This is a genomic window from Culicoidibacter larvae (assembly GCF_005771635.1).
GTDB classification, from domain to species: domain Bacteria; phylum Bacillota_I; class Bacilli_A; order Culicoidibacterales; family Culicoidibacteraceae; genus Culicoidibacter; species Culicoidibacter larvae.
In genome coordinates this window covers 207868-232407 of record NZ_VBWP01000003.1, presented here as the reverse complement: position 1 = coordinate 232407, position 24540 = coordinate 207868, and the positions used below count along the sequence as shown (strand labels likewise).

The following is a 24540-nucleotide window of genomic DNA, read 5'->3' as shown; positions in this document are numbered from 1 at the left end:
CCATACCGTTTATTTTGTTTTCCCCAAAACATGTGCGTTAATTGATAAATAAAAAAGTGGATGGAGTATAATTGTGGTAATGAGGAATAGGAGGTAGTCAAATGAAATTCTTTATAAAGGTTGGTTTATCGGTTATATTTTTGCTGACTTTGTCTTTGACTGGAGGCCAGCAATTGGTTTATGCTATACCAAGCGATTCGGGTGATGTAACTGATATAGTTGCATCAACGCCATCAACACCACCTGCCCTGTTAACTACAGGTATAGATGGAGCGTTTACCTATAATACTAATGGCTCTTACCAGACTATTAATGAGAACTTGAATAATGGGTTTGAAGTGCAAATTATTAGTGGCGGAGGAGATTTATTATTAACCGGAGCGCAGACAGCTAGTTTACGCATTAATAATTCCAGCGAACAGATTAACATTATTAATGGTAATTTTAGTAAAACTTTATATTTAGCTAATGCTTATATCAATCTGGTAAACACACGGATTGATACAACTAATAATTATGCAATTGATGTCAGCAGTCATGTTCAATTATATGTTGATAAAACATCGTATGTAAGATCTCAGAGTGGTTATGCGTCAGCAATAATTGTTAACCTTAATCAAAGTGATATTTCCTTTTTAATTGATGGTGTTGTTGAGTCTAATCAGCAAGCAATTGGTGTTGATAATGGTGCAAAAGTTGATTCTATTATTGTTAACGGAAAACTGATTTCAAGTGCAAATTATGGTTTGGTCGCTGTTGGTGCAGGTGAGATTGGCTATGTTGAGTTTTCCAGTACCAGTGAGGCTATTAATCCGGCCGGGATTGCCGTGTATGCTGCGGCAGCGAATGGAAAGATTGGCGATATCGTTTTAAATGGTGTCATTGATACTCGGGTAATTGTTACAACCGGAGCGGTGGGTAAGCCTGCAACTGCCGGGAACATAACGCTTAATAATCGTGCAACGGTCCGTAGTGGTGCCTTCTATTTGAATGGGCCGGTTGCATCGTTGACTATTACCGCACAAGCAAGTATTAATCAATTAACCAACAATTATGGTATTTTGTATACAAGAGAGGCAACATCAATTGATAAGTTTGATGTTTTGGGTGATATCACGGCAAGCTACTTAATAGTTGATTCTTATGCGGCAAGTCATATTAAAGAGGTTACTATTGATCCTGTAGGTATCAATGGTAGTGATGTCATTACTTCTAGAAGTATGTTATGGGTAAGTGGGCATATTGATAGTTTAACTATTTCACCAAAAGTTTTTCAAGTTGATGGCATGGATGCTCCGTTTAACTTTAGACAAACGGCAGTAATTGATTCAATGATTGTCAATCAAAGTATCATTGATACAGATGCGGTTGCAGCAGGAATTCTTTTTAATAATCAGGCGGGCTCTAATATTGCTGCATTACAATTTAATGATACGCTTTTGTTTGGTGAAGCTAATAATGTTAGTGTAGCAGGACAACCGTTGACTCATGTGCTTCCAACTATTCTGACATCAAATCTGCATACTGCTAATGGTGTAACAACATTGGATGTTGAAGTACCTGAGCTGGCTACACTACCAAATGTGTCATCATCAGGTATCAAGCTCAGTTTTCTTTTTGATGATTATAGTCATCAAGAAGACTTTATGTATTATGGCGGAGTGCAAACCGTTACTATTCCGAGCTCGGTTATCAATACTGCGCAACCATTTTGTATTGTCAATTATGCTAGTTATGATTTGCAAGATGATGTTGTGATTACTTCTAACCGGAGTCAATCATACGAAGTAGCGAGTTATTTGTTGAGTTTTAACTTAAATGGCGGAGACGGCCAGGCTCCTCAAACACAACAACTAGTGGAAGGCGCATTTGCATCACCGGTAGATAATCCGGTGAGAGCGGGATATACGTTTAAGGGATGGAATACAAAAGCAAATGGAACGGGACAAGTGTGGACTTTTGCAACTAGTACTATGCCGGCGGAAAATTTGGTGCTCTATGCACAGTGGGTAAAAATAGAACTTCCGCAAACCGGGGATGATAATGCTGAATTATTATTTGGTGCAGCATTGCTTTTATCTAGTGTGGCAGTAATAATAATCAAAAAACGCTCTTAGTCGAACAGTAAAGCTGTATGAGAGAATTTTATAAATGGCATGGCCTCTGGCCATGCCGTTTATTTTGTTTTCCCCAAAAGAGCATTTTACTGTGAATTTGTTCGCAGAAGCGATACAATTAGGGACATACTGGAGGAATTGGAATGTTTTTAGCATGGAATGAGATTAAGCATAGTAAATTACGATATTTTTTAATTATCGGTGTTATGGCGCTGATTGCCTACTTGGTGTTCTTTTTGATTGGGTTGGCATACGGGTTGGCAGAGGATAATCGAACGGCAGCGGATAAGTGGCAGGCTGATGCTATTGTGCTGACCGATGAGGCAAACGTTAATATGAGTATGTCGATGATGCCGGCGGATAGTATTAATGATGTGTCTGCAGCGGAAACAGCAGTGCTTGGACAAAGTCCAAGTGTGGCGCAGGTGAATGGACGCAATGATAGTCTGGATAAGATTAATGTGAGTATTTTTGGGATTGAGCCGGATAGTTTTATTGCACCAAATGTGATTGATGGGGTTATGTTTGCCGATGATTATGAAGCTGTTGTTGATAATAGTATGCATCTTGAGGATGGCGTTGAGCTTGGCGATTTGTTATATCTTGCCGGAGTTGATAAGCCGGTAAAAGTAGTTGGTTTCACTGATAATGCCAAATTTAGTATCTCACCAGTCTTGTATACCACATTGGATACTTTTAGGGATGTGCGTTTTGCTAAGAGTGGTGGTATTGGGGTGAAGAATGATATTATCAATGCAATAATTGTTCGGGCTACGGATCATGATGCTGCTAATGTAACAGTTAGTAAGAGTGATTTGAAGGTTTATCCGATAAACACGTATATCAATAAGCTGCCCGGGTATCAGGCCCAGGTGCTGACGTTTGGATTGATGATTGGCTTTTTAGTTGTTATTGCAGCAGTTGTTATTGGCATTTTTATTTATGTATTTACTTTGCAGAAGGCAGCAATTTTCGGCGTTATGAAGGCACAAGGAATTTCCAATGGTTATATTAGCAAAGCGGTTATTATCCAAACTTTATTATTGGCAGTTTTAGGATTTGGTTTAGGAGCCGGGTTAACCTTGTTGACAGCGCTCTTTTTACCGGCGGCAGTGCCGTTCCGAATTGAGGCGTTGTATTTTGGCGGATTGTTCTTGATTTTAGTATTTTCTTCAGTTCTCGGGGCATTGTTCTCAGTCAGAACAGTTGTAAAAGTTGATCCGCTGAAAGCAATAAGTTAGGAGGGAGTGTTTGAGATGGAAGCAATTACAGTGAATGATATTAGTAAAGTTTTTAAAGATGGTTCGGTTGAGAAAGAGATTTTGAAACCAACGGCGTTCAAGGTTGAGCAAGGTGAGTTTGTCGCGATTATCGGACCAAGTGGTTCGGGAAAAAGTACCTTGCTGACGATTATTGGTGGCTTGCAGAAGCCGACCAAGGGCAATGTTATGATTAATGGTAATGATTTTAGTGCTAAGAGTGAGAAGAAGCGTGCGAAAGTACGGTTTAAGGAGATTGGTTTTATTCTCCAGTCTTCTAATTTGGTGCCGTTTTTATCGGTTATTAATCAGCTTGAGTTGGTTGATAAAGTTGAGAAGCGAAAATCAGATAAGGAGCGGCAAAAGCAGTTGCTGACGGATTTAGGTATTTGGGACCTTAGGAACAAATACCCTGAGGCTTTGTCCGGTGGTGAGAAACAGCGAGTTGCTATTGCACGGGCACTTTATAATGATCCGGCAGTTATTTTAGCAGATGAGCCTACGGCAAGTTTAGACACTGATCGAGCTTTCGAGGTTGTTAAGATTTTGGCTGATGAGAGCAAGGCAAAGAATAAGGCATGTATTATGGTAACTCACGATATTCGCATGATTGAGCATTGTGATCGAGTTTTTGAAATGAGAGATGGAACGTTGACAGAGAGAAAATAGTTGGCAGGTAGTGGTGCCAATCGACTGGAGGGTGAAATTGTTTATGGATAAGTTTAGGTTTACTAAAGGAATTGAGGAGTTAGTTGATCCAATAGAAGTGGGGACTATTCATTTCTTCGCGCCGTTTAGCGGCATGATGCCAAAGAAGATGCAAAATCATATTGTTGAGTCATCGGCAAAGAAGATGCCTCATATGGGGTTTGTTGTTGAGCCGTATAGTTATTTTTTAGGGTATGAGATTGTTGATTTAGCTTGGGCAGAGCGATTGATTCCGGATAATTTTCGGTTAGTAAAGTCGAAGTTATTTGATGTTGATGAACCTAAGTACTATTGTATTTTTGGCTGTTTTAATGTTCATACCAGTGCTTTTTGGGGACAGCGAATGGAGTTTTACATTATTGCTGAGCATAAGGAAACTGGTTTACTAAGTTGGATTATTGTTGACTATGATAGTAATACGATTAGTTATGACAAGGCCGGTGGTTTGGTGATGCCTGATTGCAAACATGCAGTGATTACTACTGATTTTGCTGGTAATGTAATTGTTGATATGGTAAAACAAGACGATTCACGCGCGTTGGTTTTTACCAGTGATATTACCCAAGGCACAACTGAGGCATTGGATCAGCGCTTGTGGCTGGAAGGTAATTTTTCTGTTGGCTATGGTCGTGAATTGTCCGGAAATGATGATAGTGTTTTTGCACTGAAATTCGACCCTTTAGAAGTTGAGAAAGCATTGAAACTTCCTTTGGATAGTTTGCAATTAGAGTTGAACTCATGGTATCCGGGTTTATTTGCTGATAAGCCTTCGCAATTAGCTTGTTTCCCATATGCACAGCATTTCTTGTCAGATAGTCCCGGACATGCTAGTATAATAAGAAACAAAGAAGAGTTGATTCGTGAAAGCGATGCAGTAGATTTTGATACAATGCAAGTCTATTCAACCAAGTCAATGCGGACGATGTTTATGTGGGCTGCGATAATACCAATGGTTATTATTTTGATTTTGATTGTAGCATTAATTCTTAAGTAGGAAGTAGTGAGGACAATGCGCTTATGGCATGAAGATTTAATTCCTTATTTACCAAGGCAACAGTTATTGGGGCAGCACCGTGAGTGCTGTGCTTTGCGCGGCAATGGCTGGGGCAAGCCGCACGCGACGGTGAATTATGTGTTTGAGCACCCGGCTTATATGTTGTATCAATATCATGTGGTGGTTATGGACGAGATGACGAAGCGGGGCTTTAAGCACGATCCGCTTTGGGATTTGCCGCTTTATCGCGGAAAGTCGGCAAATCCTTATGAGTTTTTGGACACGGTTGATTTAAAGCATCCGATTTATGCTGAACATGATCAGTTTTATCTTGATGAATGTGTTGATAATTTGCGACAGAAAGGTATTATTATCGACTATTCAGGTGATTGAGGTCTCACACTGTGCTGTAAAATTTGTCAAATTATGAAAAACATTTTAATATCCCAAGTAAGCAAAGCTTTTTGGGATTTTTTTTGTTATAATAAAGTGTGTTAGGAAAATGCAGGAGGTGGAGGAATTGACTACTTTGGCTGATGTTGCCCGTCAGGCGAATGTTTCTAAGATGACGGTATCCCGAGTTATTAATCATCCTGAAAAAGTGACTAAGGAACTACATGATTTAGTTACTCAGGCGATGGAAGAGTTAAATTATCGGCCTAATTATGCGGCGAAGGCTCTAGCTAATAACCGAACGCAGGTTATTAAGTATGTGGTTTCGGAAGATATGGATACGACTGATCCTTATTTTATGCACTTACTTACCGGTATTAGCCGTGGATTGAGCGAGCATTATTTTTCGTTACAGGTGGTGCATGAGGGTGATTGGAGTGTCGGTCGTGCTGATGGTTTTATTTTTACCGGATTGAAGAATGAAGATTATTTGGAGCTTGAAACATTGGAATCGCCATTGGTGGTTTTTGGTGAAAATGATTTTGGCTATGACTTTATTGATGTTGATAATATCACTGGAATTAAACATGCTGTTGAACATGTATATGAGCTCGGTTTCAGGAATATTTTATATTTTGGCATTGATCGTAATGAGCAGTTTGCCCATGAACGTGAGCGTGGATATGATGAGATGATGCAAAAATATCAATTGACGCCTAAAAAGTTTGTTATGGAGAACCGCTCAACTTCGGCATGCAAAGTTGCTAATGAGTTGTTTGAAGATCAGAAGTTGCCGGCGGCAATTGTATGTGCCAGTGATCGTATTGCCTTGGGTGTGTTGCGTGCCGCTCATGATTCGCAGTTACGGGTCCCGGATGTTATTGCGGTAACCGGCTTTGATGGTGTGTTTCTTGATCAGATTGCTCATCCAAAACTTACGACTATTCGCCAGCCGTTAGTGAAGATGGGTACCCGATTGGCAGAAATTATTATTCAAAAGATTGAGAACAATACTCCGGCTGAGACTATTAATGAGTTTTTTGAGCCGGAATTGATTGTCCGTGAATCAACCAGAAGAAAGAAATAAATGACAAAAAATGTTGAAAAGAGCGATTGCTTGAGCAATCGCTCTTTTTGTTATCGGTAACAACTTGAACAGTATTGCTTTCCCCAAAATCAACATGGTAGTATGTGGGTAGAATAAGTGAGAGGTGTTGAACGTAATGACAGAAAAATGGTGGCAAAAGGCAATTGTCTATCAAGTGTATCCAAGAAGTTTTTATGATAGCAATAATGATGGTATCGGAGATATTCAAGGGATTATTGAAAAGCTGGATTATATTGCCGATTTAGGAGTGAATATGATTTGGATGAATCCAATTTTTATGTCACCAAATGATGATAATGGTTATGATATTAGTGATTTTTATGCTATAAGTCCAGAGTTTGGGACAATGGAAGATGTTGAATTGCTCATTAATGAAGCTCACAAACGGGATATTCGGGTGATGTTTGATTTGGTGATGAACCATACCAGTGATGAGCATCCTTGGTTCATTGAATCGAGAAGTTCTAAAGACAACCCGCATCGTGACTTTTATATTTGGGCTGACGGTCGCAAGAATGAGAACGGAACAGGCACAGTGGAGCCAACGAACTGGGAAGGTTTTTTTGGTGGTTCGGTTTGGGAAAAAGATGAGCAAACTGATCAATATTATATGCATTTGTTCAGTAAAAAGATGCCCGATTTAAACTGGGAGAATAAAGCGGTCCGCGAAGCGATTTATGATATTGCTCGTTTTTGGGCCGATAAGGGTATTGATGGTTTCCGCGTTGATGCGATTATTCATATTGGTAAAGACTTAACTTTGCCACAAGGTGAAAATGATGGCAGTCGTGCCTATGTTTTGGCTGATAAATATTACGCAAATCTACCAATTGTTCATGATTATGTGCATGAATTTCATAAGGAAGTTTTAGGGCCATTACAAATTATGACTGTGGGTGAAGGTTCTACTGCCGGGATTGATGAGGCAAAGAAATATACAGCCCCGGAACGTGAAGAATTTGATATGTTGATTACTTTTGAACATTTGAGTTTAGATTATGATTATTCAGTAACTCATGTTCCGCCAAAGTGGACGCATAAAAAATTAGATTTGTTGGAATTTAAATCAGCAATGCGCCGTTGGCAAGATGGTTTATATGGCCACGGTTGGAATACTTTATATTGGAATAACCATGATATGCCAAGGGTGGTATCACGTTTTGGCAGCAATGGTGTTTACCGTGAGGAAAGCGCGAAAATGCTGGCAACCTTAATGTATTTGCAATGGGGAACGCCTTATATATTGCAGGGTGAAGAATTAGGGATGACTAATGCTGAGTATGAGGATTTGTCAGACTACCGTGATGTTGAAGTTTTTACGCTTTATAATGAGGCGGTTGTTAAGGGTGGTCATAGTCATGACGAAGTCATGGCTATGATTCATAATCGTTGTCGTGATAACGCACGTACGCCAATGCAGTGGAGTGCGGAGAAGTATGCCGGATTCTCACAACATGAGCCGTGGATGAAAGTGTCGCAAAATTATTTGAAGATTAATGTTGCGTTGCAACAAGATGACCCGTATTCGGTTTTAAATTACTATAAAAAGCTTTTGCGTTTGCGTCAAAGTAAAGATGTATTTATTTATGGAACTTTCCGGTTTGTTCTTGAAGATGATGCTAATATTTATGCTTATATTCGTGAATATAACGGTGAAAAAGTGCTAGTTGTTTGTAACTTTTCCGGAGCTGAACGCGCAATTCAGCTTGAGGTTCCGAAAGGTGAATTGCTACTGGCAAATTATCCAGACAAAAATGATGATGAGTTAACTGTATTGCGTCCTTATGAGGCGCGTGTCTATCAATTATAGGAGGGAATTATGAATAAGCAAGAATTTAGCCAACAATTTATCAGCAGGTTGAAGAGTCAAACCGGGAAACCGCTTGAGGAAACGACAGCTAATGAGAGATATTATGTGCTAGCAGAATTAACTAAAGAACTGATTACTGATAATTGGATTGCCAGTGAATTGGAACATCGCAACCAGAAGCGGGTATATTATTTTTCAATGGAATTTTTGATGGGTCGGTTGTTGACTAATAATTTGCAAAACATGGGTTATTACCATATGGTGCAGGAAGCAATGACCGAGATTGGTATTGATATTAATACCTTAGAAAATGCTGAAGATGATATGGGACTTGGTAATGGCGGCCTTGGTCGTTTAGCGGCATGTTTCCTTGATTCAGCAGCTTCACTTGGCTATCCGGTGCAGGGTAATACAATTCGTTACCAATATGGGTTCTTTGATCAAAAGATTGTTGAAGGACAGCAAATTGAGTTGGCACAGCAGTGGCTACGGCGCGGGACCCATGAATGGGAAGTTTGCCGCGAGGATGAAGCTGTGGTTGTTAATTATGGTTCAGGTGCTAGCTTGCAGGCGGTTTTAGCCGTGCCATATGATCTGCCGATCATTGGGTACAATGGCAAAACCATCAACACATTAAGAATGTGGAGTGCGCAGCCGGTGACCGAGGCGTTGGTTTCCAGTGCTGAGTATTCTGATTATGAACATGAAACCAGAATGATTACCCAATTTTTGTATCCGGATGATTCGACGCCTGAGGGGCAGCGGCTGCGTTTGCGGCAACAGTACTTTTTTAGTAGCGCTGGTGCGCAGGCATTGGTTCGCAATCATGTGTCGAAGGGTAGGGAGTTAGAAACGTTTGCTGACTACCATACGATTCAGATTAATGATACACATCCGACCTTAGTTATTCCGGAATTGGTTCGTATTTTTGTTGATGAGCATGGTATGGGGTTTGAAGCAGCATGGAAACTGGTGCAGCAGACGGTTGCCTATACGAATCATACTTTGCTTGCTGAGGCTTTGGAGGAATGGGATGAAATCTATATTCAGGAGTTATTTCCGCGGGTTTATGATATCATCGTTGCTATTGAAAAATGGTTTATGGCGAGTTTAGTTTCCAAAGGATATACTGAATCTCAGTTAGCTGCCGTGAAAATTATTGCCAACGGCAAAGTACGCATGGCGTATTTGGCCGTTGTTGGGAGTTTCAGCATCAATGGTGTTGCTGCTCTGCATACAGATTTGCTTAAGAATGATGCTTTGAAGCAATTGTTTGCGATTTATCCGGATCGGTTTAATAATAAGACTAATGGTGTTACCCAGCGGCGTTGGTTGTTGTATAGCAATCCTGAGCTTGCCAAGTTGATTACCGAGAAGATTGGTGATGCTTGGACGACAGATATGGAAAATGAGCTTTTGCGTTTGCTGGCATTTATTGATGATGAGTCGTTCTTGGATCGTCTATTGGAGATTAAACAGGGAAATAAGGAGCGGCTTGCGGATTATATTGAGGATCAATTGGGTGTCGCTATTGATAGTAGTTCGATTTTCGATATTCAGATTAAGCGTCTTCATGCATATAAGCGGCAGTTAATGAATGTGTTTCATATTATTTATTTGTACCAACGTTTAAAGACAGAAGCAGATTTTACTATTGTTCCACGAACATTTATTTTTGGTGCTAAGGCAGCAGCTTCGTATGTGTTTGCTAAAGAAGTTATTCAACTTATCAATGTGGTTGCGGATATTGTTAATAATGATCCGGATGTAAATAAATATCTTAGAGTTGTTTTTATTCCTAACTATAATGTGTCGAAGGCAGAGCTGCTCTTTCCGGCAGCTGATGTTAGTGAGCAAATTTCAACAGCAGGAAAAGAGGCAAGTGGTACCGGTAATATGAAGTTTATGATGAATGGTGCAATTACATTAGGAACTTTAGATGGTGCAAATGTTGAAATTCATGAGCGGGTTGGCGATGATAATAGTTTCATATTTGGGTTACAAGCTGATGAGGTTAGCGAACTTAGCAATAAGCATCAAGATAATTTGGCAATAGTTGCTGAAAATAAACAGTATCAAAAGATTATGGACTTTTTGAAGAATCCGCAAGATCTGGGGAGCAGCTTTGTGTTAGCACCGGATACATTTGCAAAAATTGTCAGCGATTTAATTGATGGCAATGATGAATACTTTGTTTTTAGTGATTTGGCAGCTTATATTAAGGCACAGGAAGAAATTGCTGAAGCATATTCGAACCGTCATGTATGGGCTAAGATGATGCTGGTTAATATTGCTTATAGCGGTTATTTCAGTAGCGATAGAACTATCCATCAGTACGCAAAGGATATTTGGCGGCTGGGATAATTGATTGTTATCGGTAACAGTGGATTTTTGCTTGAATAATATAACGGGCTTAGCTTATAATACAAATGCAATCAAGAAAACGATTACAAAAAACGGAGGTTTTATTTTATGAAAAAGGTCATGGCAATTTTAGCAACATTTGTGCTTGCAGTAGCAGGACTTGCCGCTTGCGGTAACTCAGATGAAGTGGAAGTAACGATTTTTCAATTTAAGGTTGAAAATAAAGAAGGTTTGGAAAAAGCAGCCACAGCTTACATGGCTAATAATCCAAATGTAAAGATTACTATTGAAACTGTGGGCGGCGGACAAGACTATGGCGCAGCATTGCGTTCTAAGTTCCAATCTGGTGCAGAACCAACAATTTTTAATATCGGCGGCCCTCAAGATGTTGAAGACTGGCAAGCATATTTAGAAGATTTGTCTGATCAGCCTTGGATTCCGGAAGTATATGATGGATTACTTGGAGCAGTTACAAGCGAAAGCAAAGTTTATGGTATGCCTTTCAATCAAGAAGGTTACGGATTAATCTATAATAAAACAATTTTCGAAAAAGCGGGAATTGATGCAACAACAATTACTGATTATGCGAGTTTAGAAGCAGCAGTAAAAACTTTAGACAGTAAAAAAGAAGAATTAGGTATTGATGGTGTATTTATTGTTCCGGGAAAAGAAACCTGGTCAACTGGATTACACGGAACTAATACAGCGCTCTCACCTGAATTCGGTTCAGCAACTGATGCTTATAATTCTAAAACAGTAGAATTTACTTATAGCGAAGGTTTACAAGCATATATGGATTTACAAAGAAATTATGCTAATAAAACCGGAAAAGATATTAATGTAGTAGATTATAAAGAACAAGTAGAATCAGGATTTGCTTTAGGTAAAGCAGCAATGATTCAACAAGGAAACTGGGTTTATGGAGATATTGAAAAAATTGATCCGGAAGTAGCAAAAAATGTTGGCTTCTTGCCAATTCCAATTAAAGGAACCGGAAAAGAAGATAGTATTTTTGTTGGGGTACCAATGTATTGGTCAGTAAACACAAATAAAAATGATGCTGAAAAAGCAGCAGCAAAAGATTTCTTAAACTGGCTTTATACAAGCGATGAAGGTAAAACGATAGTAGTAGAAGATTTACAATTTATTCCAGCTATCAAGGGATATGACAAAGTGCCTGATAATCCTTTAGCACAAGATATTGTTGCTTATTCAGAAGCAGGAAAAACGCAACCTTGGGTATTTATGGGCTATCCATCAGGATGGGGTATGGAAAATATTGGCGTTGAATTACAAAAATATTTTGCCGGTGAACAATCATGGGATGACGTTATTCAGCATTCAAAAGATGCTTGGGCAAAAGCTCGCGAATAAATGCTATATATGTTGAAGATGATAGAAGTGCGCTGTTACCAGCGCACTTCTATTCTAAATAAGTATTACATTATCACTTATGAAAAGAGGAGTACAAATGAAAAAGAAAAAGAATATAAGTTTTTGGTTATTTCTCGCACCGGCATTGATATCATTCGCACTTATCGTGATTGTTCCGCTTATTATCGGTATCTATTACTCATTTACTGACTGGAACGGAATCGGTGTGCCAAATTTTATCGGTATTACTAACTATGCAAAAGCGTTGGGAGATGAAGATATTCTAGCCGCATTGCTTGGTACGAGTGCGACACCAGGGTTTTGGAGTGCATTCTTCTTTACTGTTAAATTTACCGTTGTATCAGTTATTGTGCTTAATGCATTAGGACTCGGTCTGGCATTGTTAGTTACCCAAAAGATGAAAACAAGCAGCTTTTTGCGGACAATCTTTTTTATGCCAAACCTTATTGGCGGTTTAATCTTAGGGTTTATCTGGCAATTTATTTTTATAAATATTTTCAGTGCTATCGGCAGCGCGACCGGACTAACGTTTTTTAATAGTTGGCTAACAGATCAACATACCGGATTCTGGGCAATGGTTATTTTATTTAGCTGGCAGATGGCCGGATATTTAATGATTATCTACATTGCTGCCTTGCAAAATGTTCCTGAAGATATTATTGAGGCGGCAAAGGTTGATGGTGCTTCAAGCGTAAAACGTTTCCGTTATATTGTTGTACCGATGATTATGCCAGCATTTACAGTTAGTTTATTTTTAGCATTGGCAAACTCATTTAAGATGTTTGATCAGAACCTGGCATTAACCAATGGTCAGGCCGGAACAGAAATGTTAGCTCTGAATATATATAAAACGGCCTTTACTTTCAATAACTTTGGGCAAGCGCAGGCTAAAGCAGTTATATTCTTTATTTTAGTTGCAATCATAACGCTTATTCAGGTGAGCTTAACGAAAGATAAGGAGGTTGAAGTCTGATGAAACTATGGAAACGAATTAGTTTGGGTATCACTGGCTTATTGATTGCCTTATTATTCATAATGCCATTTTATATATTGGTGGTTAACTCATTAAAAACACCAAGAGAAATCGCTGAAAACGTCCTTGGCTGGCCGGCGATAGCACAATTTAGCAACTATGTTACAGCATTTATTAAAATGAATTTCTTTTCTGCATTTGTTAACTCATTGCTTATCTCAATCATAAGTATTGGCTTGATCATTTTTGTTTCTTCTATGGCGGCATATGCTTTAGTTCGAAATAAGACAAGAGCCAGTAAATTAGTTTTGCTATTATTTGTCGCAGCAATGATTATTCCCTTTCAGGCAGTTATGTTACCGCTTTTGGGAGTACTTAAGACAACCTTTATGCTCAATCGGGTTGGATTGGTAATAGCCTATGTTGGTTTTGGCGGCAGTCTGGCAATATTCTTATATCATGGTTTTATAAAGGGGATTCCGGTAGACTTGGATGAAGCTGCAACCATTGATGGTTGTTCAAAGTTTCAGATATTTACCAAAATTATCTTTCCATTGCTAAAACCAATGCATGTCACTGTTGCAGTGTTAAATCTTATCTGGATATGGAATGATTTCCTGTTACCATCGTTGATTGTAAACAAGGAAGGTGAAAAGACATTACCATTGCAGTTATACTATTTCTTTGGGGAATTCTCTAAGCAGTGGCATCTGGCGCTGGCAGCATTAACATTGTCAGTTATTCCGATAATCATTTTCTACTTTTTTATGCAGAAACATATTATTAAAGGGGTTACAGATGGAGCTGTTAAATAACTTCAATTAAGGAGGTGGAAAGATGCAAAATATTGAAAAGAAATGGTGGCATCATTCAGTAGTGTACCAAATTTATCCACGCAGTTTTTATGATAGTAATAATGATGGCATCGGTGACTTGCAAGGAATTATTCAAAAGTTAGACTACATAGAAAGTCTAGGCGCAGATGTCATTTGGCTTTCGCCTGTCTATGCGTCACCTAATGATGACAACGGTTATGATATCGCCGACTACTATCAGATTATGGATGAATTTGGAACAATGGCAGATATGGACGAATTAATTGCTCAGGCAAAGCAACGAAATATTAAAATTGTTATGGACATTGTTGCGAATCACACCAGTGATGAGCATCAATGGTTTGTTGAAGCTCGTAAGTCAAAAGATAATCCATATCATGATTATTATGTTTGGGCGAAAACACCCAATAATCTACGTTCTATTTTTAGCGGGAGTGCATGGCAATATGACGAACATTTAGGAGAATACTACTTACATCTATTCAGTAAAAAACAGCCAGACCTAAACTGGACTAACCCTCGTGTGCGTCAAGATATTGCCGATATGATTATTTTTTGGTTGGAAAAAGGTATTGGCGGCTTCCGTTTTGATGTTATTGATTTAATAGGGAAAATACCTGAGCAAGAAATCACTGAAAATGGACCCAAATTACATGAATATATAAAAGAGCTTAATCAAAAAAGTTTTGGTCGCTATGATGTTTTAACCGTTGGTGAAACTTGGGGGGCAACTATTGAAATTGGCGAGCAATATAGTAATCCTAAAAATAATGAGCTTAGTATGATATTTCAATTTGAACATATCTTATTGGATCAGCAAGTTGATGGTGAGAAGTGGGATTTAGCACCGCTGGATTTTATAAAGCTGAAACAAGTGTTAAGCAAGTGGCAAACAGAACTATATGGAATTGGCTGGAACAGTTTGTTCTGGAATAATCATGACACGCCTCGTGCGGTTTCGCGCTTTGCTAACGACCAGCAACATCGTGTTGAGGCAGCTAAATTATTAGCAACGATTACTCATGGTATGTGGGGAACGCCATATATCTATCAAGGGGAAGAAATCGGTATGACTAATGTACGTTTTGATAGTTTAGCATCATACCGTGATGTTGAGACACTTAACATGTACAATGAACGAATCAAAAAAGGTTACAGTCATGAAACAATTATGGAGTCAATTTATACTAAGGGTCGCGATAATGCACGGACGCCAATGCAATGGAACGGCAGTGCGTATGGTGGATTTTCAACCACTGCGCCGTGGATCAATGTCAATCCTAATTATGAAACCATTAATGTTGAACAAGCACTGGCTGATCCGAATTCAATTTTTAATTATTATCAGCAGCTGATCCAATTACGGAAAGCTAATGATTGGGTTGTGTATGGAACGTACCGTTTAATTTTGGAAAATGATAAGAATATTTTTGCTTATATTCGTGCTTACCAAGAACAAGAATACTTAGTTTATGGGAATTTTAGTGCTCAGAATGTTAGGTTTGATATTGAGGAGTTAGCTACAGTTCGACGTGAGGATATTATTTTAAGTAATTACAATGAAACGCAACTAGAACAAAAAATGCTGCAGCCGTTTGAGGCGGGCATTATCAAATTAGTAAACTAGTAAATGTTTTGCAACGCTGGTTTGGAGGAAAGATGAATAAACCACCGCTAATGGCGGTGGTTTATTAGTAGCTTTTTAAAGCCGTATGTTTTAGAATAGAATATATAATGGCAAAGGAGTTGCTAAGATGAAAAAACCTAAGATTTTTGCGATGTCAGTTGCAAGTGTTTACCCGCATTATATACAGAAAGCTGAGAAAAAAGGACGAAGCAAAGCTGAAGTAGATGAGATTATCAGCTGGCTGACTGGTTATGACGAAACCGGGTTGCAACAAGCACTTGATGATGAGATTGATTTTGAAACATTTTTTGGCCAGGCACCAAAAATGAACCCGAAAGTCAGCGAGATTACCGGAATGATTTGCGGTTATCGCGTTGAAGAGATAGAAGATCCGTTGATGCAGCAGATTCGTTATCTGGATAAGCTGGTTGATGAACTGGCAAAAGGAAAAAGTATGGATAAAATATTACGGAAGTAGTATTTTTTGAGGGAGAAAATAAAAAAACGGAGCTCGCTGCGAGCTCCGTTTTTCTCCTTTTCATCATATTTTCATTTAATACCTCTATTTCACAATTTACAAGATTCAACTTTCTGCTTTGATGCGGTTAATGGTATAATGGATATAACAATTGAACAAAATTGCGTGAGGGACACAATTATGTTACGATAAATCTTCATAGGGGGGAAACTATGTTTGAAGTAAAAAAGCGAATATTGTTTGTTGATGATGATAATAATTATCAACGAATTTTAAAAAATATGCTTGAAATTGAGGGGTATACAGTTACTGTTGCAGATAATGCTGCTGATGCTGTGGAGTTGTTTAGAAAGAGCAAGTATGATTTGCTGCTTACTGATTTTATGATGGAATCAGTTGATGGATTGCAGTTGTTATCTTTGATTCGGCGAATTGATCCGAATATGAAAGTTATTGTTTTGACAGCGTCAGCGGAGACTGATCCGGAGATTCGCAGTTTTAAGTTGTATGTCAATGATTTTATTCGCAAACCGGCAGATTTCGAAGTGATTTTAGCAAGAATTGAGCGCGTGTTGCGCGAGACTACTGAGTCAGTGTCGGAGACACTGCAAAGTGAGCTGGAAGATATTGTTGTTTCCACAAAGTCGTTGATGGTGACAAAAGGTGGCGAGCGGATTCAGGTGAATCAGCGCGAGTTTGACTTGTTGCTGTTGTTTTTAAAGAATCGAAATATTGTTTTGACCAGAGAAGAAATTTTGGAAGCGGTCTGGAAAGTGAATCATGACTATAGTTTAATTGATTTACGTTCAGTTGATACAGTTATCAAAAACTTGCGTAAGAAATTAAATCTGGTTTCAATTTATTCTATAAGAGGTGTTGGCTATGAGTGGGTCGAATAACACCAAGCAGTACAAATGGCGGGCATTAGTTATTGTGTTTGGCCTATTGTACTTTTTTGTCATGGTCGCATTTATCTTTATTTTGTATAATATCCCGGGAATATATAATCAAATTAATCAGCAGCATGTTCAGGAAATGCAGACTGCAGTGAATACGGCTATAAAAACAGATGATTCTGCAAGCATTGAAGCGCAGCTGGCAAAACTTACTAATGAAAATAATGTTGATGTGGTTGTTTTAACTGAAAGTGGGACCGTGTTTGCAACTTTGCCGGAAACTGATTTTGCAGTACTGAAAAATCTGGTGAATGCTGAATCAATCAGTTACCAAGGTTCATATATGATTGATGTTAACGGCACTACTTATCAAGTGTGGATGGCTGTGTTTGAAATTGAAACTCAATCATTTTTCATCATGGTTATCGCAGCTTTAGGGTGCTTTATTGTTCTGCTTTGTATTATCATGGCTATTCTGATTGCTTTGATCTTTAATAAGTTGCTGAGTCCGTTGCGGCGGTTGCGGAAAAATATCCGCAACCTGAAAGCATATGAGCTGGCAGAGATTAGCGCCGGTAAAGCGGGTAATGAGTACGATGCTTTATCTAAAGAGCTTGAAGTGTTTACTGTTGATTTGTACGGTAAGTTTACGACTATCAGTCGTGAGCACACGAGTTTGGAGCAAAACTTGGAAGCGCAGCGTGAGTTCAATATCAATAAGACGCAGTTATCAAGTGCGCTTATCCATGACTTGAAGACGCCTTTGAATATTTCTTTATTGCAGGCGACACAACTGGCAGAGGTTGTGTCCAATGATGGCGAAGGCAGTCGTTTGGTTGCTGAGCTTTCTAAAAATAACGAGAAAATTATTCAGGATGTTAATGAGATTTTGAAGGTTGTTAATGCTTCGAGTATTGATGATTATTTGAAGAAGGAGCGGTTTGAGGCGATTGCTTTGCTGCGTTCGGTGTTGCGGTTGTTTTTCCCGTTGTTTAAGGAGCGGCAGATTGCTTTTGAATTTGATGCTCCGCGTTCATTGATTGTGAATATGAACCGGGTGGAGTTTAAGCAGATTATTCATAATATTATTGCTAATGCGGTGCAGTATACTGATCAGGGCGGCGAGTTCCGTTTGGATTTGTATGCTGAAAACGGACGCTTGATTATTGAGTCATATAATGACAAGAATGATGTTTCACAAATTGATTTTGAGCGAATTTTTAATTTGTTTTATTCAGTTGGTCAGAATCAGTTCGGCAGTGGCGTAGGTTTGTATACAATTATGACGATGGTGCATAATAATAATGGGGTTTGCAGTTTTAAACCATTTGAGGATGGCGTTTTGTTAAGTGTCGAGCTACCGGTTATTGAGGTGGGTCATCATGATTAGCAAGTTGCAAAAGTTGTTGTTAGTTGGCCTGACGTTGACTGCCTTAGTTTTGCTGGGAGCAGCTAAAAGTCCAACGGTATATGACAATGAACAGGAAGCTCTGAGCTCTGAGTTGCAAAAGTTGCAAGAGCAGGTCAGTGAGCCGGGGGTTTATGAGTTAACCATTGCTTATAAAGATGCGAGTGGCAATGTGGTTACTAAAACTATTGAACTTAATATCACACCGAGTGTGATTGATATTACGGCACATGATGTCCGGTTGCCGGCGAGCGAATTAGCTACAATGACTGATGCTCAGTGGATTAGTTTTGCAGCGGCGAGTGGTGTGAATAGCTATAGTGGGGCAAAGGTTGATTTAGCTGTTGATAGTGGTAAAGTACGTGCAACTGCCGGTAGTTATGAACTTACTTTTTATTCCGGTGCCTCGTATAAAACAGTGCAGGTAATCATTACCGGTGATAGCACTTTTCAAAATAATATCATTAATCAGTATACGGTTGTAAATGAGGTGAATGAAGAGACTTGGCCATTTTTCACATTATTATCGAATAACTATATTCGTTTTGGTTTGGCTTTAGTACTCATCTTTCCATTTTTATTGCTTATCAGCTTATATTGGTATGAAACTCGACTTTTAAAACAAGTTGAGGATGAGATAAATAATTAGTAAATTCATGCAATTTTAATACAATACACACATTACTTTTTTTACAAAAGTTTGATTTGGAGTTATGGATTTAAAATACCTATACTTAGAGTATAGATAAAAAATCAAGGGGGAAAATTCCTATGAAAAAATTTATAAAAGCAAGTTGTCTAGTTTTAGTAACAACTTTATTAGTACTGTCGCAAATGAACTTAAATGTGTTTGCGACTGATTTAAGTGCTGAAAATGAGCAACAAACAGAAGCGAATTCAAGCGTTAATAATTCTGAGACAGGGGAGAATGTCGAAGAAGAAACTGAAATCAGCGCTGCCGCAGAGCCGGCACCGCTGATGGCGAAAGCTACACCTTTCTCGGTTGGTTTTGCCAGCTTTGATGGTGTTGATTTAGATGGCGATACTTCAGTATCTTATGATGTTCGTGATGCGCAAATGATTGCCCGAACTTTATTGGTAAAAGCAGTTTTTGACGGTTCGACTGCTACGGAGAATCGTCAAATCAAAATTCGTCTTGAAAATGGGATTGGATTCCGTGGTATTCCGGGGATGACTTTCGGCAGCGGATACGCGAGTTGGTCATTTAATGCCAGTAATTTACCAACACAATTGCAAGGTATTATTACTAATGCAACATTTACTCCAGATGCAGCAATTTATGGCTACAAACCACAAAGTGGTGAACTGGTATTTGATATTGCACCGGGAACGACAGCAGTCACTTTGGAATTATCGCTGGCTTTAGATACAGCTTTTTCAGTTAATACCGGGAGTAAGACTTTTACTGATTTAGTAACAGTTAAGACTGTAGCGGATATCTCCGGAGCGGCGACAACAATTAACGAAGAAAAAATAGAAAATTATACTATTACTGGTTCAGTTTCTCCATTATTATATTATGGAACACCGAACGTGAATATTGCGGCTAATACTGCTTTTTCAGCAGAATACTATTTATGGGGAAATGGTTCTTCATATGCAAATACAATTGGCAATAATCTATTATTTGATAGTGCTTCTTATACAATCAAAGTTGATAAAAAATTAGGGTTTGTTGATGTTGAAAAACATCCATCAAGTACATTAACAGATGCTCAGTTGGAGTGGTCAGTGGATAGAAGCAGCGATCCGCTTAACGATTTAGTAACAATAACCTATAAAGGTGTATATCTTGCTACACCAAACTCAAGAACACGAATAAAATTAAACTTTTTACCAGGCAATGGAATTGTTGCCGGTGAATCCTATGCAATAAGATCAACCAGTTCAGTTATTTATCCTTATAATACGGCAACAGCTTCTACTGGATCAAGTCATATAATTACTTTAAATGTAGCTAAACCATTTAAAAATATTGTTGATATCGGTGCTTTATTAAATCCAACAGTAACATTTGATAATACGAGTGGAGAAGATTTAGTATTACTTGGTGGTTATCATGTATCAAATTCATATGTAGAGACAGTGACTGATCAAAGTTTCCGGATTGAATTTAATGATCCGAATATTGGTGTGCGATATGTCCGCCTAGCAGCTGGGAATGCCGCTGGAGCAACGTTAACTAATGTTGTAATTAAAACCAATAAAGGTAACACATATACTGCCGCCACTTTGGGGACAACTTCTGTTACGGCCAGCAGATATGGAAGTATTGCATTAAGCAATTATACCAGTGATAGCACTGAATACATTACTGAGGTTACTTATGAATCTACGGGGTTTGCAAGTGGTTATGGGATTGGTAATGGTGCAGAAAGTCTTGGTACATTTGAAAGTATTCCAACCATTTTCTATGGGCACTTTTTAAATAAACCAGCTGATATGAAACATTCTTTTAAAGTATCGGTGGTTGAGACAGCAGATGGAGATTTTGATGGTGTAAATGCTAAGCAATATACACCGGTGATTACTATCAAAAATGATGGTCGGGTTTTGTTTACCAGTTCGCACAATCTTTCTAATAATTCATATTTGGCGGGAAATACTTATTCGATGAATGCTTGGTTTGGCTTGTATGGTCAGATGGGAATTTCAGCTTATCCAACTAAAACCTATCAGCAAGGGTTAGATATTTTCTTGCGTGAAACTGATTATTTGCAAATCGACACCTCAACCTTACAAATTATTTCTAGTGATGGAACTATCTATAAAACCAGTGACGGGACAATCGTTCCTGTAAAAACAACAGATAGTGATGGACACCAAGTTTATAAGTTAACGATACCCACATTAAAAGTTGGATTTATGTCTGACCAGGCAAAGAATTATACTTTTTCAGTTGTTTACGATTTTAAGGTGAAGAACAGTGCACCAACAGTTTCTATTCCCGGTAACGAGCTTATTTATGTAAAACCTCTTGGTGCAACAAAAGTGACTACAAGCGGGAATGCGTCATACTTTAACAATCCTAATAAATATGATGTTGACAGTAGCGGTCTAACTACCGACTTAATGGGTACATTAAATCGTGACAGCGCCATGAAAATTCAGGCGCAAAAAGACTTTACTGTTACCAGTGCCGCTAACTTAAATGATGGCGCGTGGGTAAGCTATGATTACGCAACTAATCAATCCATTATTGACTTGAATCCTGAAGGAACAGCTAAATATCAATTAACGGTTTCAAATAACTCAGGAAGCACAATCAATGGCTATACTGCGCTTGTCCCGATTCCAAAAGCGGGGGAAGCGACCGATTTAACTCCAAGTACCCCAAGTGCATTTGACCCGAGTGTTCACCTTCAAAAAGAAGCATTTACTTGGACGGCTTCGCTATTGACGCCGGTTACTGCCACGGGTTCATTGAGCTACCAAGTACTCTATGCAACAACTTACGAGACGGATAAGGATTCGGCAGCCTTTGTACCTTGGAGCGCAATCACTGATCCAAATGAAATTCGTATGATTAAAATTACGACTAATGATACTGTAGCTGATGGTTTCAGTGAAGCAATTACCTTCCCATTAGCACTGACTGATCCAGATGCTGACTCACATGCCGGGCTGACAAATATCTACTCAGCACGTATTCACCGTGAAATCATGGGAACAGCAGGTTACAAACCAAGTGAACCGATTGCGATTCGCCTCAAGACCGGAGTGGTAAAAGGCCAAGTATTTAATGATACTAACCGTAACGGTTTAAAAGATGCTGGAGAAACCGGGCGTAATGGGGTGACAGTTGTTGCCCTTGAAGCGGGGACAACAACTGTCATCGAAACAACGACGACACAAACAATTAACGGGGCTGTCGGCAGTTACGCTTTCATGGGATTAGATAAGGCACAAAATGTAGATATTGTTTTTACCAATCCAAATAGCGATGACACAACCCGGTTCTCACCGGTAACTAGCGGCGGCAGCACGCCTACGGCGACTGCCACTCACGATAAAGCAACAGCTGCCGGATTTACGCCGAGTGCAGTTGGCAGCGACAAAATAGATGCCGGAATTATTACGCCGATTGTAGTAACATTCAATGCTGGCGGCGGTTCTGTAGCCGATGAAACATTAAGTAAATATCCAGGAGAAGCGATTGCTACTGAACAAGGTGCAGTAAAAACCGGACATACATTCAATGGCTGGTTCACCGCAGCAACCGGTGGTTCAAAAGTAACCTTCCCATACACAGTGGGGACAACTGATGTAACATTATATGCACAATATACAGCTAATAAATATGTACTAAGCTATGATGTAGCGACTAATGGGGCAACAAGTACCAAACCTGCTGATGAACAAGTGGCATTCGATACATTAGCAACGAAACCTGCTGATGCAGCAAAAACCGGATATACATTTACTGGGTGGTTTACAGCTGCGACTGGTGGTACACAATGGAACTTTGCGACCAGTAAAATGCCAGCGAATGCCGTGAAGCTATATGCGCAATTCACAATCAATAGTTATACGATGACTTTTGATAATGATGGTGCGACAACTACCCAAACCGTTGTTTATGATACATTAGCAACTGAGCCAACAGCACCAACGAAAACTGGGTTTACCTTTGCAGGTTGGTTTGATGCTCAAACTGGTGGTACGAAGTGGAACTTCGCAACTAACAAAATGCCAGCATCAAACAAAACATTATATGCTCAATATACAAGAAATAAGTACACACTGACATTTAACGATCAGGGGACAACAAGTACGCAAACGGTTGCCTATGATGCATTAGTAGTAGAACCAGCAACAGTACCAACTAAATCTGGTTATACATTCAGTGGTTGGTTTGATGCTGCAACTGCTGGTACAAAGTGGAACTTCGCGACTAGCAAGATGCCAGCGTCAAACAAAACATTATACGCACAGTTTACTGCTGACGACCAAACGATTACCTTTGATGTGAATGGTGGACTAGGAACAAGTAAACCAGCGAACTTAGTTCAACCAACTGATAGCAGTGTTGACTTAGATGCTGTAGCAATACCAACAAGAGCCGGCTATACTTTTGTCGGATGGTTCGACAGTGCTGACACACAACACAGTGGCACATTCACAATGCCGGTTGGCGGATTAAGCCTTAAAGCGAAATGGACAGCCGATGACCAAGTAATCAGTTTTAACACCAAAGGTGGAACAGGTGTTGCATCTATCACTGCGAAAACTGATACAACAGTTGATTTAGATACCGTAACTACAACACGTCCTGGCTATCAATTTGATGGTTGGTTTGTGGGCAGTACAGAATACACTGGTGTAGTAACCGTTCCAGCAGGAGGACTTGCGTTGGAAGCACACTGGACGGCGTTAGACCAAACCATCACTTTCGATGTGAATGGTGGTAACATAGCTACCCAACCAGCAGATATCATTCAAGTAACTGACAGCACAGTCGACCTAGACGCAGTCACTGCACCAACCTGGTTCGGACACAAATTCCTTGGTTGGAAAGATGCGACAGATACAGGTTACAGCGGCACAATCACTATGCCGGCAGGCGGATTAACCTTAATCGCCGACTGGCAAGACTTGATTGCTGATGGTGTTTGGCAAATTGATGCTAATAATATTAGCATGAGTATTGATGAGTTTAGAGACTTAGTGAATCAAGGAACGCTTGAACAAGAAGTTTTAAGCCGCAGTAATGCGCGTGCATGGAATGATGAAAGCGGCGAAGCCGTGGATCAAGTGTATCTGCAATGGGATTCATTCAGTCAGATTACGACTGCAGGAACATATATTGCTAATGTTTATGTTGACGAGCCGGTAGCGGCGAGTACAGCAAGCAGTACGGTAACGACTTATAATGAAAATGTTGTTACTTTGAATACTAATATTCAAATTGAACTTTATGCTAATCCAAAAGAAGCTGACAGTCTTCCGGCTACCGGAATGAATAGTTTTGAAATGCTTCTTGCAGGGCTGGTACTTGTAGGATTAGGACTCGGTGTTTACCGAAAACTGAATAAAAGATAAATTTATAGGAACTGCTTGCAGTTCCTATAAATAAATAGAGTAACAACTCTTTCCCCCAATGGAGTTTTGTTGCTCTATTTATTTTTGTTTTGAAAGTGGGAAGACCGTGGA

The 24540-nt window shown here is 39.2% G+C and carries 17 protein-coding genes; all 17 read left to right on the top strand.

Translation table 11 applies throughout. The features are described from left to right. Nucleotides 1-101: 101 nt before the first annotated feature. The 17 genes from FEZ08_RS05215 to FEZ08_RS05135 all read left to right on the top strand — a co-directional run bounded on the left by FEZ08_RS05215 (nt 102) and on the right by FEZ08_RS05135 (nt 24429). A complete protein-coding gene (locus FEZ08_RS05215; RefSeq protein ID WP_138190705.1) occupies nt 102-2117 on the top strand; it encodes an InlB B-repeat-containing protein in 2016 nt (671 codons plus the stop codon). Between the two features lie 143 nt (nt 2118-2260). Further along, nucleotides 2261-3358 carry an ABC transporter permease gene (locus FEZ08_RS05210; protein WP_138190653.1) on the top strand — a complete coding sequence of 366 codons (1098 nt, stop codon included), beginning with the start codon at nt 2261-2263 and terminating at the stop codon, nt 3356-3358. A gap of 15 nt (nt 3359-3373) precedes the next feature. Then, nucleotides 3374-4045 carry an ABC transporter ATP-binding protein gene (locus tag FEZ08_RS05205; protein ID WP_138190652.1) on the top strand — a complete coding sequence of 224 codons (672 nt, stop codon included), beginning with the start codon at nt 3374-3376 and terminating at the stop codon, nt 4043-4045. A 43-nt stretch (nt 4046-4088) separates the two neighbouring features. Then, a complete protein-coding gene (locus tag FEZ08_RS05200) occupies nt 4089-5078 on the top strand; it encodes a hypothetical protein (protein WP_138190651.1) in 990 nt (329 codons plus the stop codon). A 15-nt stretch (nt 5079-5093) separates the two neighbouring features. Continuing rightward, a complete protein-coding gene (locus tag FEZ08_RS05195) occupies nt 5094-5471 on the top strand; it encodes a TIGR02328 family protein (RefSeq protein WP_138190650.1) in 378 nt (125 codons plus the stop codon). Between the two features lie 127 nt (nt 5472-5598). Continuing rightward, nucleotides 5599-6558, top strand: a complete 960-nt coding sequence (locus FEZ08_RS05190) for a LacI family DNA-binding transcriptional regulator (RefSeq protein ID WP_138190704.1) — start codon at nt 5599-5601, stop codon at nt 6556-6558. A 136-nt stretch (nt 6559-6694) separates the two neighbouring features. Then, nucleotides 6695-8389, top strand: coding sequence for a glycoside hydrolase family 13 protein (locus tag FEZ08_RS05185; protein WP_138190649.1), 1695 nt, complete (start codon nt 6695-6697; stop codon nt 8387-8389). A gap of 9 nt (nt 8390-8398) precedes the next feature. Beyond that, nucleotides 8399-10753 (top strand): glycogen/starch/alpha-glucan phosphorylase, encoded by a 2355-nt coding sequence (locus FEZ08_RS05180; RefSeq protein ID WP_138190648.1) that lies wholly within the window; start codon nt 8399-8401, stop codon nt 10751-10753. Between the two features lie 108 nt (nt 10754-10861). After that, complete coding sequence (locus FEZ08_RS05175) at nt 10862-12127, top strand: ABC transporter substrate-binding protein (protein WP_138190647.1); 1266 nt, start codon at nt 10862-10864, stop codon at nt 12125-12127. A gap of 97 nt (nt 12128-12224) precedes the next feature. Then, nucleotides 12225-13121, top strand: coding sequence for a carbohydrate ABC transporter permease (locus FEZ08_RS05170; protein ID WP_138190646.1), 897 nt, complete (start codon nt 12225-12227; stop codon nt 13119-13121). Continuing rightward, nucleotides 13121-13936, top strand: a complete 816-nt coding sequence (locus FEZ08_RS05165; RefSeq protein WP_138190645.1) for a carbohydrate ABC transporter permease — start codon at nt 13121-13123, stop codon at nt 13934-13936. Before FEZ08_RS05170 ends, FEZ08_RS05165 begins: the two co-directional genes overlap by 1 nt. Nucleotides 13937-13967: 31 nt before the next feature. Beyond that, nucleotides 13968-15584, top strand: a complete 1617-nt coding sequence (locus FEZ08_RS05160; protein WP_138190703.1) for a glycoside hydrolase family 13 protein — start codon at nt 13968-13970, stop codon at nt 15582-15584. Between the two features lie 127 nt (nt 15585-15711). Beyond that, the gene (locus tag FEZ08_RS05155; RefSeq protein ID WP_138190644.1) at nt 15712-16062 is read left to right on the top strand and encodes a DUF2200 domain-containing protein; all 351 of its coding nucleotides are present in this window, start codon (nt 15712-15714) and stop codon (nt 16060-16062) included. 212 nt (nt 16063-16274) lie between these two features. Beyond that, nucleotides 16275-16961 carry a response regulator transcription factor gene (locus FEZ08_RS05150; protein ID WP_138190643.1) on the top strand — a complete coding sequence of 229 codons (687 nt, stop codon included), beginning with the start codon at nt 16275-16277 and terminating at the stop codon, nt 16959-16961. Continuing rightward, nucleotides 16945-18348: a sensor histidine kinase gene (locus tag FEZ08_RS05145; RefSeq protein ID WP_138190642.1), complete on the top strand. Its 1404-nt coding sequence runs from the start codon at nt 16945-16947 to the stop codon at nt 18346-18348. The genes FEZ08_RS05150 and FEZ08_RS05145 overlap by 17 nt, the downstream gene beginning before the upstream one ends. Beyond that, nucleotides 18341-19015 (top strand): hypothetical protein, encoded by a 675-nt coding sequence (locus FEZ08_RS05140; protein ID WP_138190641.1) that lies wholly within the window; start codon nt 18341-18343, stop codon nt 19013-19015. Before FEZ08_RS05145 ends, FEZ08_RS05140 begins: the two co-directional genes overlap by 8 nt. Before the next feature lie 122 nt (nt 19016-19137). After that, complete coding sequence (locus tag FEZ08_RS05135; protein WP_138190640.1) at nt 19138-24429, top strand: InlB B-repeat-containing protein; 5292 nt, start codon at nt 19138-19140, stop codon at nt 24427-24429. The last annotated feature ends 111 nt before the right edge of the window (nt 24430-24540 follow it).